Annotated in this window: 19 protein-coding genes and 1 tRNA gene; 12 read left to right on the forward strand and 8 right to left on the reverse strand. The window is 57.1% G+C overall.

Features of this window, described 5'->3' with window-relative positions; genetic code table 11:
• Positions 1–291 precede the first annotated feature (291 nt).
• The 5 genes from SLH49_RS07410 (at position 292) to SLH49_RS07430 (ending at position 4,179) form a co-directional block, all read left to right on the forward strand.
• Complete coding sequence (locus SLH49_RS07410; protein WP_320268535.1) at positions 292–1,443, forward strand: hypothetical protein; 1,152 nt, start codon at positions 292–294, stop codon at positions 1,441–1,443.
• The gene (locus SLH49_RS07415; protein WP_320268536.1) at positions 1,440–2,258 is read left to right on the forward strand and encodes a hypothetical protein; all 819 of its coding nucleotides are present in this window, start codon (positions 1,440–1,442) and stop codon (positions 2,256–2,258) included. Before SLH49_RS07410 ends, SLH49_RS07415 begins: the two co-directional genes overlap by 4 nt.
• A gap of 81 nt (positions 2,259–2,339) precedes the next feature.
• Positions 2,340–2,552, forward strand: a complete 213-nt coding sequence (locus tag SLH49_RS07420; RefSeq protein ID WP_320268537.1) for a helix-turn-helix domain-containing protein — start codon at positions 2,340–2,342, stop codon at positions 2,550–2,552.
• A 9-nt stretch (positions 2,553–2,561) separates the two neighbouring features.
• Complete coding sequence (locus SLH49_RS07425; RefSeq protein WP_320268538.1) at positions 2,562–2,972, forward strand: helix-turn-helix domain-containing protein; 411 nt, start codon at positions 2,562–2,564, stop codon at positions 2,970–2,972.
• Between the two features lie 169 nt (positions 2,973–3,141).
• Positions 3,142–4,179, forward strand: a complete 1,038-nt coding sequence (locus tag SLH49_RS07430) for a tyrosine-type recombinase/integrase (protein ID WP_320268539.1) — start codon at positions 3,142–3,144, stop codon at positions 4,177–4,179.
• A 99-nt stretch (positions 4,180–4,278) separates the two neighbouring features.
• Here SLH49_RS07430 and SLH49_RS07435 read toward each other — a convergent pair.
• The 4 genes from SLH49_RS07435 to SLH49_RS07450 form a co-directional block, all read right to left on the reverse strand.
• Positions 4,279–4,355: transfer RNA gene (locus SLH49_RS07435), tRNA-Arg, on the reverse strand.
• Positions 4,356–4,417: 62 nt separating this feature from the next.
• Positions 4,418–5,818, reverse strand: a complete 1,401-nt coding sequence (locus SLH49_RS07440) for a HAMP domain-containing sensor histidine kinase (RefSeq protein ID WP_320268540.1) — start codon at positions 5,816–5,818, stop codon at positions 4,418–4,420.
• 15 nt (positions 5,819–5,833) lie between these two features.
• A complete protein-coding gene (locus tag SLH49_RS07445) occupies positions 5,834–7,252 on the reverse strand; it encodes a dihydrolipoyl dehydrogenase family protein (RefSeq protein WP_320268541.1) in 1,419 nt (472 codons plus the stop codon).
• 3 nt (positions 7,253–7,255) lie between these two features.
• The gene (locus SLH49_RS07450) at positions 7,256–7,978 is read right to left on the reverse strand and encodes a TVP38/TMEM64 family protein (RefSeq protein WP_413785289.1); all 723 of its coding nucleotides are present in this window, start codon (positions 7,976–7,978) and stop codon (positions 7,256–7,258) included.
• A 312-nt stretch (positions 7,979–8,290) separates the two neighbouring features.
• On the opposite strand from SLH49_RS07450, the gene rpmH reads away from it, so the two are divergent.
• From rpmH to yidD, 3 genes are read left to right on the forward strand one after another with little or no spacing between them, the layout of a single operon-like run.
• Positions 8,291–8,425: a 50S ribosomal protein L34 gene (gene rpmH, locus SLH49_RS07455; RefSeq protein ID WP_007204042.1), complete on the forward strand. Its 135-nt coding sequence runs from the start codon at positions 8,291–8,293 to the stop codon at positions 8,423–8,425.
• A 14-nt stretch (positions 8,426–8,439) separates the two neighbouring features.
• Positions 8,440–8,829 carry a ribonuclease P protein component gene (gene rnpA, locus SLH49_RS07460; protein WP_413785275.1) on the forward strand — a complete coding sequence of 130 codons (390 nt, stop codon included), beginning with the start codon at positions 8,440–8,442 and terminating at the stop codon, positions 8,827–8,829.
• Complete coding sequence (gene yidD / locus SLH49_RS07465; protein WP_320268543.1) at positions 8,826–9,047, forward strand: membrane protein insertion efficiency factor YidD; 222 nt, start codon at positions 8,826–8,828, stop codon at positions 9,045–9,047. Before rnpA ends, yidD begins: the two co-directional genes overlap by 4 nt.
• 56 nt (positions 9,048–9,103) lie before the next feature.
• On the opposite strand, the gene SLH49_RS07470 is transcribed toward yidD, so the two are convergent.
• Complete coding sequence (locus tag SLH49_RS07470) at positions 9,104–9,640, reverse strand: DUF3833 family protein (protein ID WP_320269770.1); 537 nt, start codon at positions 9,638–9,640, stop codon at positions 9,104–9,106.
• A 90-nt stretch (positions 9,641–9,730) separates the two neighbouring features.
• On the opposite strand from SLH49_RS07470, the gene ttcA reads away from it, so the two are divergent.
• The 3 genes from ttcA (at position 9,731) to SLH49_RS07485 (ending at position 12,481) form a co-directional block, all read left to right on the forward strand.
• On the forward strand, positions 9,731–10,582 hold the full coding sequence (gene ttcA / locus SLH49_RS07475; RefSeq protein WP_320268544.1) for a tRNA 2-thiocytidine(32) synthetase TtcA: 852 nt from the start codon (positions 9,731–9,733) through the stop codon (positions 10,580–10,582).
• Positions 10,583–10,698: 116 nt separating this feature from the next.
• The gene (locus tag SLH49_RS07480) at positions 10,699–11,304 is read left to right on the forward strand and encodes an outer membrane lipoprotein carrier protein LolA (protein WP_320268545.1); all 606 of its coding nucleotides are present in this window, start codon (positions 10,699–10,701) and stop codon (positions 11,302–11,304) included.
• Positions 11,305–11,689: 385 nt separating this feature from the next.
• On the forward strand, positions 11,690–12,481 hold the full coding sequence (locus SLH49_RS07485; protein ID WP_320268546.1) for a hypothetical protein: 792 nt from the start codon (positions 11,690–11,692) through the stop codon (positions 12,479–12,481).
• A 155-nt stretch (positions 12,482–12,636) separates the two neighbouring features.
• Here SLH49_RS07485 and SLH49_RS07490 read toward each other — a convergent pair whose 3' ends face one another.
• Both SLH49_RS07490 and SLH49_RS07495 read right to left on the reverse strand, forming a co-directional pair.
• Complete coding sequence (locus tag SLH49_RS07490) at positions 12,637–13,227, reverse strand: lytic transglycosylase (protein WP_320268547.1); 591 nt, start codon at positions 13,225–13,227, stop codon at positions 12,637–12,639.
• Between the two features lie 72 nt (positions 13,228–13,299).
• Positions 13,300–14,181 carry an AEC family transporter gene (locus SLH49_RS07495; protein ID WP_320268548.1) on the reverse strand — a complete coding sequence of 294 codons (882 nt, stop codon included), beginning with the start codon at positions 14,179–14,181 and terminating at the stop codon, positions 13,300–13,302.
• A gap of 80 nt (positions 14,182–14,261) precedes the next feature.
• Here SLH49_RS07495 and hspQ point away from each other — a divergent pair, with 80 nt between their 5' ends.
• Positions 14,262–14,588: a heat shock protein HspQ gene (hspQ, locus tag SLH49_RS07500; protein ID WP_320237244.1), complete on the forward strand. Its 327-nt coding sequence runs from the start codon at positions 14,262–14,264 to the stop codon at positions 14,586–14,588.
• On the opposite strand, the gene SLH49_RS07505 is transcribed toward hspQ, so the two are convergent.
• Complete coding sequence (locus SLH49_RS07505; RefSeq protein WP_320269771.1) at positions 14,585–15,418, reverse strand: fumarylacetoacetate hydrolase family protein; 834 nt, start codon at positions 15,416–15,418, stop codon at positions 14,585–14,587. The genes hspQ and SLH49_RS07505 overlap by 4 nt on opposite strands.
• Positions 15,419–15,425: the final 7 nt, after the last annotated feature.

Below are 15,425 nucleotides of genomic sequence, written 5' to 3' on the forward strand. Positions count from 1 at the left end.
CTCTTGTAACAGTTACAGCATTATGCACTTTGGGCTCTAAGCCGACGTCAGGTGCGACTTTGCAAAGTCCGCTTCCTGCGCATTGCTGCAGTTTTAGCATGGCGCAGTATTTGCCAAGTGGCGACGCTGTGGTGGGCAGCATTCCCGTGACGTAAACAACTTGCGCGGAACATAGGCAGTCCCCATATCTGGACAAATTGATTTCTGCGAGGTCAACATATGGCTTCATTCAGCGGCTTTATCCGAAAGTCTCCTTCGGAACGGCTTCAAAGCTATTTTGAATCCCGGGGTATGTCCGCGCCTGATGATTTTGATTGGAGCAGCGAAGGACGCGGAACCGATTTGGTGCGCTCAATCGAACGATTGCTCGCGGAACTGTCCGACAAACGTCAAGACGCCATGAGGGCGGAACTCGATTTGTTGGCAACCCTGTCTGACAAGGTCGGTCTTGTCGCAGCGGAACAGGTTTGCTCAGGCGAGAATATCGACATTGAAGGTCTGCATGGCATTCAGGATATCTTGCTGTTTCTTGCGATTGAGCACCCGAACCTGATCAACCGAATTGAGGTGCAGGCGTCGATGTCGCGGCGTCATGGCGGGCAGAATTGGTCAACTTTTCAGTTTGAAAACGACGGAAAGCCTTGGATGTTGGAAAGTGAGGTGGCACGCGCGGATTTCTTGGCCGAAACACTTTCGGTACTGGAATTACCCAAGCATAGAAAGCACGTTGCCGATTGGTATGAGACTGTGCGCACGCACGCTATCACGGGCGAGGAAACGACCTTTACCCACGCGACGATCTACGTTGAAGAGCGGGCAGAAAGCGAGTTGGGGTTTGGAGCGTCAGACACGCTGGAACGGCAGGTTGTCGCGAAGGTCTTGGAGGTTGGCATTGCCTGTGATCCGAAGTCACGTCTTGTCGAGATTTGCGCACGCGGTGGCAAGAAGATGCGCGACCAGTTTTCTGCGGTGTTTTCGAGAAACTTCGTACCACACTCACGACCACCGCTCGAAGTCCCGCGCCGGGATGTGCGTCTGCACCTTTTAAAGAGCCCGCCAGATTTCGAGATCTTTCCGTCAGACGGCATCGCGCGCGTGGAGGTCTCATCGCTCGATTTTGGCGATGGCAGTGGCGGTATCGCGAGATTTGAAAAGCGCGGCGAAGGCGAAACGATTTATGGGTTTCTTGATCGCCGATTTGGAACTGCGTCGCCGTTGCGTGGGGGCGGGTGGACGATTCTTTCAGCGACGTTTCGGATAATCCTCGCTGCTGAGGAAGGCAAACGGCAACGCGCCTTGACTGTGACTTTGCGCCTGCCAAATACGACAACTTCGCCGAACACGACCGAAAGCGATAGGCAGTTCATCTTTGCACTGCTCGAAAGGTGGGGCCTTCTTGCACTGCCTGCTGAAGACGTCGACGTCTTGGAGACGGGCAATTGAAACCAATTAAATTGCTTTGCGAGATCGTCGCACAGAAAGGCAAAGTCGCCGCGTCCTCATATTCTAGGCATCCATACTTCTCGGCCCTTTTGGCTTTTGGGTTTCTTGAGCGGGCTGGGGCAGTTCAGTCCGTACCATGTTTGAATTGCGACAACCCGCACAATGCCGAAATCGTGCATCATAGCGGGCGCGATGGGTTCTTTTGCCCGGAGATGGGCTTTATTCCAGTCGCAGAAGACGAAATCAATGCGGTGCGAGGGAACACGTTGAAGATCATCAACGCATTGGCCGATGCCTTCGATTGCCGCGCGCGCAAATCCTCGCCTGTTGCGGGCCAGACATGGCGCGTCGGGAAAGCCATCAACGAAGCAGGTGACATTACGATCTACTTCCATCCGACGTTGCGGGCCGAACGGGATGCGACGGAGCTTTCGGCGGCCTTGGCCCAAGAGCCGGGATCAACATATCGGCTGATCCTGTCAGCGGCGGGCAAGCTGAAGGTCGCAGGAACAACAACTGTGCCTCTATTGGACGTGGTTGAACTCGATGTTTGTGGCGCGGGGTTTCGACGTGTTGCTGATCTGCGAGACTTGGTCGGCGCGCCGCGCAAGAATCTCGGTGGAGCACCCAACCGTTACGGCGAAACGCTCTCCGCATTGATTAGGCAGAGAATTGTCGACGGCAGTGCCTTAGATGGGCGAAATGAAGAGGCCCGCGCCGTCTTGTCAGTGTTCAAGCAGTCCAACCCGCTCCTGAACCCACCGTCACTGTCTTCCGTCCAAGACTACGTCACCAAGGTTCGCGCTGGGCAATAACTGGTCAGAAACCTCGCCTCTGTTTCTGCTCAGGTTGCGTCCGTCAAGGTTCACTCATGCTCTTACAAAGGAGAATGAGCCATGACGAGCCCAGTTGAACAGAACCTTCCGCAGCCTCCTATCGCTGTTTCGCCTGACGAGGCCGCGCGGCTCGCTAGTGTGGGGCGCACGACGCTCTATGCGGCCCTGGCAAAGGGCGATCTTCCCAGTATCAAGATCGGCACGCGCCGCCTGATCAGGGTGGACGCCATCCGCGATTGGCTGGCCCGCAACGAAACCGACTCCAAAGCATAGGGGCTGGTCATGCCGAAGTCAGCGCGCTTGACGGGTATCAAGTCGCTCCGCTGCTACACGATCCCAGAGGCAGCGGACGTGACTGGTGTTACGAACCAAACCATTCGTAAGTGGATCAAGCAGGGCTTGCCCGTCTTGGCCGCTGAGCGTCCTGCGCTTGTTCGCGGCGATGATTTGATTGCCTTCATCAAAAGGCAAAGAGCCGAACGGAAGATCGACCTGCTTGCTCACCAGTTCCTGTGTCTAAAGTGTAGCGCCGCACGCAACGCGGCAGGCGGTTTCGCGACCTGTCGACGGACGGGTCCGCGCATGTTTCTGCAAGCGATCTGCGAAAAATGTGATGGGGTGATGAACAAACCATTCGCCGAGTCGCGCCTGTCCGAACTGCGCAAAAATTTAGAACTGATCGACGATGGCTAGGCCGCATGCTCGGCGGTTCAGCCGCCAAAACTAGACAAGACCCTTCAACAAAGCAGGGGCAAGAATCGACATTAAGGTAGTGGACACATGCCCCCTTGAACTACCACGTCGCGCCCCGGTCCTTGATCCCATTTGTTCATCAGCAAATTCTCAGCAGTGAGGCACTAAGATGACTAAACGTCCGAACGAGAAAAATGAACGTACCAAGCGCGATTTTCTAAACTATCGCAAGCACGCAAAACAGCTTTCCGAGAAGACCCTCGACCGTGAGGTCGCCGCGCTCGAACGCTTCGATGTTTGGAACGGACGCAAGGATTTCGCAAAGTTTCACATCGATTGGGCGATGGGCTTTCGCGCGCATCTCGAACAGGCGAAGACCGCGCATGGCAAGCCTCTCGGCAAATCCACCCAGCGTGCGATCATCGCGACATTGCGCGAGTTTGTGATCTGGTTGTCTCAGCAAGATGGTTTCCGGCGGCGCATCAGGGTCGCGGATGCTGAATACTTCCGTTTGTCTTTGCGCGACGAGGCAGAGGCGCGTGCAGCTCCGGAACGGCCAGCGCCCAGCATCAAGCAGGCGCAACGCGCCTTAGCAACGATGCCCGAGGAAAACCCGCGTGACTTGCGCGACAAGGCAATCTTCGCCCTGCTTTGCCTCACAGGCATTCGGGTCGGTGCGCTAATCACGCTCAAGATCAAACATGTGGATCTTGAAGACAAGTCCGTGACGCAGAACCCGCGCGAAGTCGCTACCAAACGTGGCAAGTCCATCGTCACGTTCTTCAGTAAGGGATTCAAAGAGGCCGAAGAGGTGCTGGGCAAGTGGATGGCCTATCTGGACGAGGCAGCGCTCTATAGCCCCGATGATCCGCTGTTCCCGGCCACTGCGCTTGAAGCGGAAGGCACTGATGGTTTCAAGGTCAGCGGATTTCAGCGCCGGAACTGGACTACAACCGAACCGGTTCGCAGGCTCGTCAACGCCGCATTCAAGAACGCTGGTTTAGAAGCCTTTGGCCCGCACTCCTTTAGGCACATGCTGTCACGACACGTTGCCCGGAACTGCAACTCCGTCGCAGAATTGGTCGCGACATCACAGAATCTCGGCCACACCGATGTTCTGACGACTCTGCGCAGCTACGGACATATCAACCGCGACGACCAACGCAGGCTTGTGACGGGCGAAGAATCGGACGAATTGATCGAATGACCTCCAGTCCAACAGCGTCACTATGTGGGAACAAGTGTGGGAACGATGAGATCATGTCTCTAACTTTTTATTTTAAATCGTGTACTTGGGTGGATTCTGTGGCGGACTGGGGAGGATTCGAACCCCCGACCCCCTGATTCGTAGTCAGGTACTCTATCCAGCTGAGCTACCAATCCGCGTGTCGGCTGATTTAGACAAGCGGAACCCATGATGCAAGGGGTTAATGGGGATTCTTTTGTTACTCTGCGGCAGGGGCCAGCGCGGCGTCCTCTTTCGGTAGAGTGATCAGAAAGGTCGTGCCGGTTTTGTCGGTCCGTTGCAACTCCAGCCGCCCGCCATGGCCGCGGATCAGGTCGGCGGCGATCACGAGGCCGAGGCCGGAGCCACCCTTGCGGACACCTCCCTGAAACGGTTGAAACAGGTGCTCTTGTGCCTTTTGAGGCAGGCCCGGCCCGGTATCGGTGATCGTCAGTTGCCAGCTTTGATCGTCCTCGGTTGCGATGAGGCCGATTTCACCCGGTTCGCCTGTCGCCATAATCGCCTGCCGCGCGTTGCGGACGAGGTTGAAGATCACGCGGAAAAGCTGCTCGCCATCGGCGCGCAGGTTCATCGTCATCGGGATGTCTTCGGCGAATGAGAGCGGATAGTCCGTCACAGCGAGCCGCTCACTGTCGATCACATCGTTCACGATCTGTGACAGGTTCACCCGGTTCAGCGTCGGCGCAGGCTCATCCACTCGGCCAAAGGCCAGCGTGGTTTCGCAGAGGTTTACCGCGCGCGTAATCGAATTCACGAGTTTCGGCGCCATGCGTTTGACGAGCGGATCGTCAGAGGACTCAATCCGGTCTGTGAATAACTGCGCCGAGGTCAGGATGTTGCGGAGATCGTGGCTGACCTTGGCGACAGCGCCCCCAAGTTGGGCCAGCCGCTCTTTCTGTTTCAGTGCGCCCGTCAGTTGCGTCTGCATCATCTGCAGCGACTCTTCGGCGTCGCGTAACTCTTTGACCCCGGCAGAGGGCTGGATGATCTGGCGGGCATCTTCGGGCGCCTTGGCATAGGCTTGCATGTGATCGACAACACCCTTGATCGGGCGGACAAGCAGGATTTGTACGGACAGGAACAAGAGGCTCGCCGTGATGATCGAGATGAAAGCGGACAAGATCAGGATGTTGCGTCCATAGGCCAAAAGCGCATCGCGCAGCGGCATCTCGTCCATCGTGATTTCAATGAGCAGCCCACCATCGCGAACAGGGTTGCCAATCACACGGATGATCCGGTCTTCGGTATCGATCAACGTGCGCAAAGCATCGGTGATCAGCGTCATACTGCTGGGGTCGCGCATGTCGTAGGTTGCGGTGATAGGCGAGGGGATCGGCGAGGAAAGCGCCAATTGCCGGATCTCATCGCGGCGCAGGACCACGTTGTAAACTTCGGCATTCTCCAAAAGCTCCGCCTCTAGCGCGGGGCTGATCATGTCATCCGCCTCAAGGGCCAATGACGCGATCTGTGCTCTCTCAAGCCGGGCCAGCAGGTAATCCTCGCGGAACCGCGCGACCGATGGCACAAAGATGAAAATCTCGGCCAGCATCACGAAGATCACCGTGAGGATCAGAAAGCGACCTGAAAGAGAGTTTGCCATATTTCCCCGTTACACTTAGGGCAGCCAGCGCTGCACAAAGCCGACGACCCGCTTGACGGTCGGGTTGTCGAATAGCCTTGGACTAAAATAAGCACCAGCGGCGCGTTTGTTAACCTCACTTACGGTCGGGTAGGGCACGACAGTATTGGCGATGGCCGACATCTTCATCTTGTTGGCGATGGCCATGGCCCACATGCCGATCAGCTCGCCCGCCATGTGCCCTGCGATTGAGGCGCCGACAGGTTTGCCTTTGACCACCATCACCTTGATCAGGCCCTTGGTTTTGCGCTCGGCGATCAGGCGGTCATTGTGGTGGAATTCGAAGCGGACGACCTCAACACTGGCGCCGAATTTCTTGCTTGCCTGCGCCTCGGTCAGGCCGACCTGTGCGAGCTCAGGGTCCGTGTATGTGGCCCAGGGAATGTGATCGGTCCGCTGCTTGGAGGGCAGGCCGAAGAGCATCGATCGGATCAGCACACCGGCATGATAGCCGGCCACATGGGTGAATTGCAGGCCACCGACCACATCACCCGCCGCATAGACCTTTTTGTTGGTGACCGACCGCAGATCGGGCCCGACCTTCAGGCCGGTCCGGTCATGGGCGATGCCGCCCGCATCCAGATCAAGCTTGTCGATATTCACCTTGCGCCCAACCGCCATCAGCAGGTGAGAGCCGGTGAAATCGCCCTTGGGCGTATGCACGGTGATCTCGCCATCCTTGCCGCTGATCTTTTCGGCCTGCGCCTCTTCGACGATATTGATGCCTTCGGCGCGCAGGTTTTCCAGCACAATCTCGGCCATCTCAGGATCGTCCTTGCCCAGTGCATTCATGCCTTCGATCACCGTCACCTCACAGCCCAGACGCCTATGCGCCTGTGCCATTTCCATGCCGATAGGGCCGCCACCGATGACGATTAGGTGCTTGGGCTTTTCGCGCAGATCGAAGATGTTTTCGTTGGTGTAGTAGGTAACGTCTTCGATGCCGGGGATGGGCGGGACGAAGGGGCCGGAGCCAGTGGCGACGACGAAACGACGTGCTTCGATGATATTGTCACCTGCCTGCACTTCGGTCTTTGAGATGAAGGTGCCGAATTCCTCGATCACCTGAACGCCCAGACCTTCAAACCGTTCGACGCTATCGACCGGGGCGATCGTTGCAATCACGTCATGCACGTGGTCCTTGGCGGCTGCATAATCGACCTTTGGGGCAACCTCACCCACACCCAGCTTTTCGCCGTGGGACATCGCATATGCTTGTTTGGCCGAGGCAATCAGCGCCTTTGAGGGAACGCAGCCATAGTTCAGGCAATCGCCGCCCATCTTGTGACCTTCCAGCAGGACCACCTTGGCCCCCATCTGGACGGCACCGGCTGCGATGGACAGCCCGCCGGAACCGCCGCCGATAATGCAGATATCTGTCTTGATGCGGTTCATGACTTACAGACCTTTCTTGCCGCGCACGGCCTTGATGACGATGGGAAGTGCGGCCAGGGCACAAAGGCCGAGGATTGGCAGCAGGATGGCAGGCTCAAAGATAATGCCGAGGTTCGGGGTCTCACCACGGGCGAACACTTCACCAAGGCCAGCACCGACAGAGGTGTAGACGACCGCACCAGGGATAATGCCCAGGAAGGTGGACACAGCAAAGCGGAAGAGCGGCACGCCGACCAGCGCGGGCACCAGATTGGCGACAAAAAACGGCACAGCTGGGACCAGACGGATCAGGAACAGCATCTCCCACTGATTGTTGTCGATGCCTTCCTTGATCTTCTTCACTGCCCCTTCAGAGCTTTCCATCTTGGCGGCCAGTTTCTCGCCCAGACCCCAGCGGGCGGCGAGGAAGATACCGATGGCACCAAGTGTTGCGCCGGTGATGTTGAAAAGCGCCCCAGGGAAGGTCGCGAACAGGAAACCACCGGTCAGTGTGGCGATGGTTGCACCGGGCAGTGAGAAGGCGACGATCACCACATAGGCCAGGATGAAGACCAGAACCGTCAAAAGATAATTGTCATCGCGAAACCCGATCAGCGCCTCGCGATTTTCGGCAAGTGCTTCAAAAGAAAGGTAATCGCGCAGGTAGATCGCCCCCAGCACGGCGACGACGATAATCGTCAGCAGGGGTAAATTGCGCAAAAGCGGGTTGGCGGGTTTGTCGGTCATCTCGGTCATCTTTCGGGGTCCTATGGGCGAATGGGTTCAGATTTGGTGTTGCAGGTTAGATGGACGGAAGGCCGCGTTCGCGATACCCACCTCACGCCCCATTGATAGGAAACGGGTCTGATGTTTCAGTTTACGGGGGGCTGATCACGGAACTTGTAACATTTGGAAGCCGCATCAGGCGCGGATTGTTGCAATTCCGCCCCGTCATCCGCGTTGACATGAGGCATGCATGCCTCTAAACGGCAGGTCTGAAATGTAGATCGGCTTCGAATCCCTCGCTCGGATTTGGCTATATGAACCGGAGAGTTTGCGATGAAGCGCACGTTCCAACCATCCAACCGGGTTCGCAAGAACCGCCACGGGTTCCGCGCACGCATGGCCACCAAGGCCGGGCGCAAGATCCTGAATGCACGCCGCGCAAAAGGCCGTGCCAAGCTGAGCGCGTAAGCGCGCCCAGTCTCTTGACCGTTTTGAAACCGCCGGTGGGTCCCGATGGCACACCGGCGGTTTCCGTTTGTTTGCAGGTCCTCAAAAAACGTGCTGATTTCATCCGCGCGTCACACGGGCGGCGCTTTGGCACCTCCGGCATTCATCTGCAGGCCCGCAAACGGTCTGAGGGCCAGGCACAGGGCATCCGCGTCGGCTTCACCTGTTCCAAGAAGGTCGGCAATGCCGTTGCCCGCAACCGTGCGAAACGGCGCTTGCGCGAGGTCGCGCGGCTGGTGCTGCCGTCCCATGGGCGCGAGGGCTGGGATTATGTGCTGGTTGGTCGGAAAGATGTGACGGCCAGCCAGCCATTTGATACGCTCATCGCAGATCTCAAACGTGCCCTGACGAAGGTACATGGATGACACCGCTGGCCTATATCGTCTCTTTGCCCGTGCGCGCCTACCGGCTGATCGGCTCACCATGGGTCGGGCATGGCTGCCGGTTTCAACCAACCTGCTCGGCCTATGCGCTGGAAGCGCTCGAAAAGCACGGCGCGATCAAGGGCAGTTGGCTCGCCATCCGCCGCATCGGACGCTGCCACCCGTGGGGCGGGTCGGGTATTGATAACGTTCCGGACTAAAGACTTTTCGTAACGAAAAGTCTTTCGCGGATCAGAATTTTGGCCGAAATTCTGATCTACAACTTTTCAAATGATATCGTCACGGTGCCTATATCCAGACCGAAACGCTTGACATAGGCAAGGTTCAGCAGCCGGTCCTCGGACAAAAGCCACATCCAATCATCGAAACTGACCCGCAGCGTTTCAGTCTCGCCGGAGGCCGAGGGGATCGGCAGATCAATCGTGTAGACCCAGTTGAACCGGTTGTCCTGCTCTTGCCCCGTGGCCTGCCCAATCACACCGGGGGCGGTGCCGACCCAACTGTCCGGCCCGGTCTTGGTCAGTGTCCAGATCCGCTGCTCGGTCGATCCATCCTCATAAACGAAATCCTCAACCAGCCGCAGCCGCTCACCGTCCCAATCGCCCTCAATGGTCACCACGAAACTGCGACGAACCGTTCCTAGGATATCCTGAAACTGGCCATAGGCGACCAGCTCGCCGTCAAAGAACTCCTCAAGGTTCAGCTTGCGGTCGCTCAGGCTGGGGTCATCAAATGACGGTTTGCCGGTGCAGGCAGCAAGAAAAACAAGGGCAGCGGCTAGGATCAGACGCATCATATCCTCCAAACATTTTATCTCATACGCAGGGGCGGGAGGATTGGATGGGCTCTAGGCAGGTCATCACTCATCTGGCATATGCACGCCATGCTGGATGAAACAGAGATACACCCGCTTTTCCATGGTGCCCCGTCGACAACGGAGTTTAAGAAGCTGCGCAAACGCATCGTGCGCCATACCCGCGAGGCGATTGAGCAATACGGGATGGTTGAGCGGGATGCACGATGGCTCGTTTGCCTCTCGGGCGGCAAAGACAGCTACACGCTGCTTGCGGCCCTTTACGAGTTGAAATGGCGCGGCCTGCTTCCGGTCGATCTGATCGCCTGCAATCTGGATCAGGGCCAGCCGGGGTTTCCGGCGACGGTCCTACCGGAATTCCTCGAAAAGATGGGTGTGCCGCACCGGATCGAATATCAGGACACCTATTCCATCGTGATGGATAAAGTGCCCGAAGGTCGCACCTATTGCGCGCTGTGTTCCCGTCTGCGGCGTGGCAACCTCTACCGGATCGCGCGGGAAGAGGGGTGTTCAGCCGTCGTGCTGGGCCATCACCGCGACGATATTCTTGAGACATTCTTCATGAACCTCTTTCACGGCGGGCGGCTCGCGACAATGCCGCCCAAGCTCGTCAATGAGGAGGGGGATCTCTTCGTCTATCGTCCGCTGGCCCATGTGGCCGAGACGGATTGCGAGAGATTTGCGAAATCAATGAACTATCCGATTATCCCTTGTGATCTTTGCGGCTCGCAGGACGGATTGCAGCGCCAGCAGGTCAAACAAATCCTCGACGGGTGGGAGAAAAACAGCCCCGGGCGGCGCCAGGTCATGTTCCGCGCGCTGATGAATGCGCGGCCCTCGCATCTGCTTGATCCCGGCTTGTTTGATTTTGCCGGTCTCACACGTGCCGCCGGGCCATGGGATAGCGGCGATGCAGTCTAAGGCCTGCCTGCTATCGCAAATCAACGGGCATGATATCGCCTAACAGCGGCGGAACGTGCAGTTGTGAAACCTATCGCAGGGGTGCAAAGACGCCCCGAAACCCATAGGTAAGACATATGAGCAAACGTATCCTCTATCTAGCCATGTCTCTGATGCTGGCTTTTTACGCAGGTGCTGCTTCGGCGCAGCAGCTGTCACTTGCCCAGATTTCGCAGTATCTGAATGGACTACAGACCGCGCGAGGCGGTTTTACCCAGATCAATCAGGACGGCACGCTGTCGACTGGGCAGATTTTCATAAAACGCCCAGGGCGTATCCGCTTTGAATACAACCCGCCCAATGAGGCGTTGGTGCTGGCCAGTGGTGGACAATTGGCCGTGTTTGATCCGCGATCCAACGTTCCACCAGACCGGTTCCCCCTGAACCAGACACCCTTGGGCATTATTCTGCAGGACAACGTGAATCTCGGGCGGGAACGTATGGTGACCAATCAAACCTCGGACGGCACGACAACCACGATCACCGCGCAAGACCCGGACAATCCGCAATACGGTAACATTCAGCTTGTGTTCACGGCCAACCCGATTGAGCTACGCCAGTGGATCGTGACCGATGAGTTTGGCACTCAGACCACGGTCATCATGAATGATCTGGTGACCGGCGGCAGCATTCGCGATCAACGCTTCAACATCATCTCGGAAATGCGTGACCGCGGGTTCTGAGGCGACATGTCGAACAGACAAAAGATGCTCTTCAGCGTCGCGCGGTCACTGCTAGGATAACGGGCTGGCGAAGCAGGTGACACTCTATAGATGGGCGCGTGCTGGACACCGGGCGCGCTATCTTGCATGCAAATGTACGAATAAGAATTGGCACAGGCGCTGTCAGGGCCTCTATTCATCTGCGAAATGCGGGAGCCACCAACCTATTTGGTCACAAAGTCAAAGACGGTTGAGCGAGACGAAGTGAGCTTTCGCCGCAGATGCGCCAAGGTCGGCTCTTGGTTCCCGAACTCTTGTCTGCGCGGGTAGAGATTCATTCTCTTGTCGCGCGCCATCGCTCAACGCAAAGTGCTGGTAAAGTTACAATCGCAAAAGAAGATATCTGATGGGCGCATGGGGTGACGGCCTGTATTCGAATGATGATGCAGCTGATTTCGTAGATCTCATTCGCGCCGTATTGAGATTGCCAAAGCCTGTTGATGAGCTGGTGGACCTGTTGGTCGATGAAGCTAAAGACGCGATGGAACATCCAATTCTTTCAGTGCTGATTATGGCAGATCAGTTTGAGAGGCGGGGTATTCGTCACCCAAAAACCTACGCCGAGGCGATCAAAGTGCTGGAATTTGGCAGTGACATCAAGATATTGCAGGAAGCTGAGATGGATGAGAAAGGCGTCAGGTCTCGCAAGAAGTCCAATTCAAAGATCTTGGATCGCTTAAGAAATCCTCGTCCAGAAAAGCCACGTAAAACACTGACAAAACCGCAACCGGCCGTCGTGTCAGCGGGTGACTACGTACGCTTCCCAACCCAACTTCGTGGATCGCGCAACCCTTACTTTCCGCCCGGACGTGAGGATTTTGAACCTGACGGTTGGGGCATCGTTCAAGTCCACGATGTGGGCTGGGAGTTCGACTACCTGAATTGGATAAAGCTGGTCCGACTCAAATGGGACAGTCAGCAGCCTCCAAGTGCGCAGGATGCGGAAAACGCTCCACCTGTTGATAATCTCGTTTTTGGAACCCTGTCTCCAAGTCACTTCAAGCGCATGGAGATGGAAATCATTGGCAACAGCCCCCCGCGCTTGGATGCCACCCCGCCTGGTTCCGGCGAGCGCACCGCACGCTTCGTGACCTTAAATGATATTTCAATCGGCAACCTGCTTTTGGGATACGCATAAATCTGACGCCGAAACAGAGTTTCATGCAGTATGCAGCATCACGTACTTTGGGCTCGTTCCCGCCATTGGGCCGGACCGAACAAACGCAGCGTTGGCCCTTAAACTTGAGAGCAATACGCAAAGGAAGGCCCCGGCATTGCCGGTGCCTTTTGTTTTCAGATTTTACCGCAAGAGCGCAATTGCGTGTCATACATGGTCGCCCGCGCCTCAACTTCGCCCGCGATCCGGATCAGCCAGCTTTTTGACCGCCACGTGCCGCGCTTAAACCCGGTGCGTCCGTCGTGATAGGCCAGATACTGATTGCGCGTATCGGTGATCGGCACGCCAGTCTCTTCCACTGTCAGGGTCATGTACCAGCCCATGAAATCGGTCGCGTCGTAGATATCCTCCCTGCTGGCGCGGCGACTGCCGCGTGCGTCCAGGTACTCTTCCCAGGTCCCGTCCAGCGCCTGACTGTAGCCGAGCGCCGATGATTGCCGGCCCACCGGGATCACCCCCAGCGCATAACGATGCGGCGGGCGGATATCGCCGATGAATTTGCTTTCCTGATAGATGATCGCCATCAGCGACGGAACGGGCACGCCGTAACGCCGCTCCACCTGCCGGAATGCACGAAGGTAGTCGGGGCGCTCTACCACGATGCTGCAAGCGTTATCGAGGTCCCGCGGGGCCGAAAAGTCCCGCTGGCTGGACCCGCAACTGCCCAAGATCAGCACACATGCCAAGGCGCGAAAGATACTGCTCATCTGCCTCTCGCTTTTTGTTTTTTCGCAACATAGCGCTTCAGGCGCGATGTGGGAATCCCAAAGCCGCGGTTTTCAGATCACAAATGCAAGGATCAGCGGCAAAAAGAGCACGGACAAAAGCGTTGAGGTCACCACCAGCCCCGCGACGGGCTGCGCATCGGCGCCGTATTTCTCGGCCAAAAGATAGGATGTGACCGCCACCGGCGTTGCAATCTGCAGGATCAGGATCGCGGCCGCGACCGGGTCCAGCCCAAACCAGTTGGCCACAGCCCACGCGGCGGCCACACAGATGACAACCTTCGCCAGCGACAGCCAGACAGCTTGCGCAATCGCCTTGGTTTCAAGCCGCGCGACGGCAACGCCAAGCGTAATCAGCATCATGGGAATCGCCATCTGGCCGATCAAATCTAGGGCGTTCGTCAGGAATTCAGGCGTTTCCCAGCCCTGCCAAAGGAAAAGCGCGCCGAGTAACGTTGTCGCAACCAGCGGTTCTTGGCCGACACGTTTTAGTGATCCTTCACCGGCCACCATCCAGATTCCGATGGTGAATGAAAGGATGGCCATGACGGCAAAAACGACCACCGCATAGCCCAGACCAATCTCACCAAACGCGAAAAGCGCGAGCGGCAAGCCAAGGTTGCCGGTATTGCCGAAAATCAGCGGGGCGAGGTAGGTCTGTACGTTCAGCCCCGTCACCTTGACCAGAACGAAAGCGCCAATCATTACAAGCCCATAGGCCGAAAAGGTTGCCAGCGACAACGCGGCCAGCGCTTCTGGTGCGACCTCGGTTTGCATCAGGGCCACAAAGATCAAACAGGGCACTGCAAGCGTCATCGCCATCCGCGTGATGAACGCGATCGGATAGTCGAAACCAAGCTTCACCCATGTGAAACCGACCGCCCCTAGAATGAAAACAGGTGCCGTAATATTCAGCACTGTCAGAGCGAGGTCCACAAACTGTTTCCTTTATTTCTTTGGCGCCAACGTAGACTTTGCATCTGCAGCGGACATATATAAAGGATGGGGTTAGTGAAATGTTTAAAACGCACGCGAAATACCATCTGGGCCAAGTCGTCCGTCACAGAAAGCATCCTTTTCGCGGGGTGATTTTTGACGTGGATGCGATGTTTTCGAACACCGACGCCTGGTACAACGCGATCCCCGAAGACAGCCGCCCAAAGAAGGACCAGCCGTTTTATCACCTGCTCGCCGAGAATGAGCAGAGCTTTTACGTTGCTTACGTGTCCGAACAGAACCTCGTCGCCGACTATTCGGGCGAACCGGTGGATCACCCGGACCTGCCAGACCTCTTCGGTCCGTTCGAGGATGGGCAATATCCCTTACAAGTGCAACTGAACTAATCGGCGGACACGTCCTGTCGGATCACGCCCAGACCTTCGATTTCTGCTTCCACCACATCACCAGCTTTCAGGAATTTTTGCGGTTTCATACCGCCGCCCACGCCCGGCGGCGTGCCCGTCAGGATGATGTCGCCGGGATGCAGAGTCAGAAACCGGCTGATGTGTGCCACAATCTGCGGCACCGAAAAAACCATCGTCTTCGTACTGCCATTCTGCATCGTCGCCCCGTTGACCTTCAATGACAGCGCAAGGTTCAGCGTATCCGCAATCTCATCCCGCGTCGCGAGATACGGGCCGAGTGGCGCGAAACTGTCGGCGGACTTGCCCTTGACCCACTGCCCACCGAAATCCATCTGGAAACTCCGCTCTGAGACGTCGTTGGCGACGCAATAGCCCGCAACATGGTCCAGCGCTGTCTCTTCGCTGACATGCTTGGCAGTGGTACCGATGATGACACCCAATTCTACCTCCCAGTCTGTCTTGGTCGAGCCCTTGGGCAGGATGATCGGATCGGTTGCGCCGCTCGCCGCACAGGCCTTCATGAACAGGATCGGGTGCTCCGGCACATCCAGCCCCATTTCGGCGGCATGGTCGTAGTAATTCAGACCGATGCAAAAGATCCGCCCCACATCGCGCAGGAACGGTGCCAATCGGCCAAAGATCACCGGACAGGTCGCCAGATCAACCGAGCCTAGAGCTGTGATCGCCTCCGGCGTGATCTGCGCGCTGTCGATATCCAACACAATGGCCGAAAGGTCCCGAAACGCCCCCGCGCTATCCACAGCAGCAGGCTTGATCCCGTCATCCGTTCTGATCCGGCAAAGCTTCATGGGCGTG

This window comes from Cognatiyoonia sp. IB215446, assembly GCF_033963825.1.
Lineage (GTDB): Bacteria > Pseudomonadota > Alphaproteobacteria > Rhodobacterales > Rhodobacteraceae > Yoonia.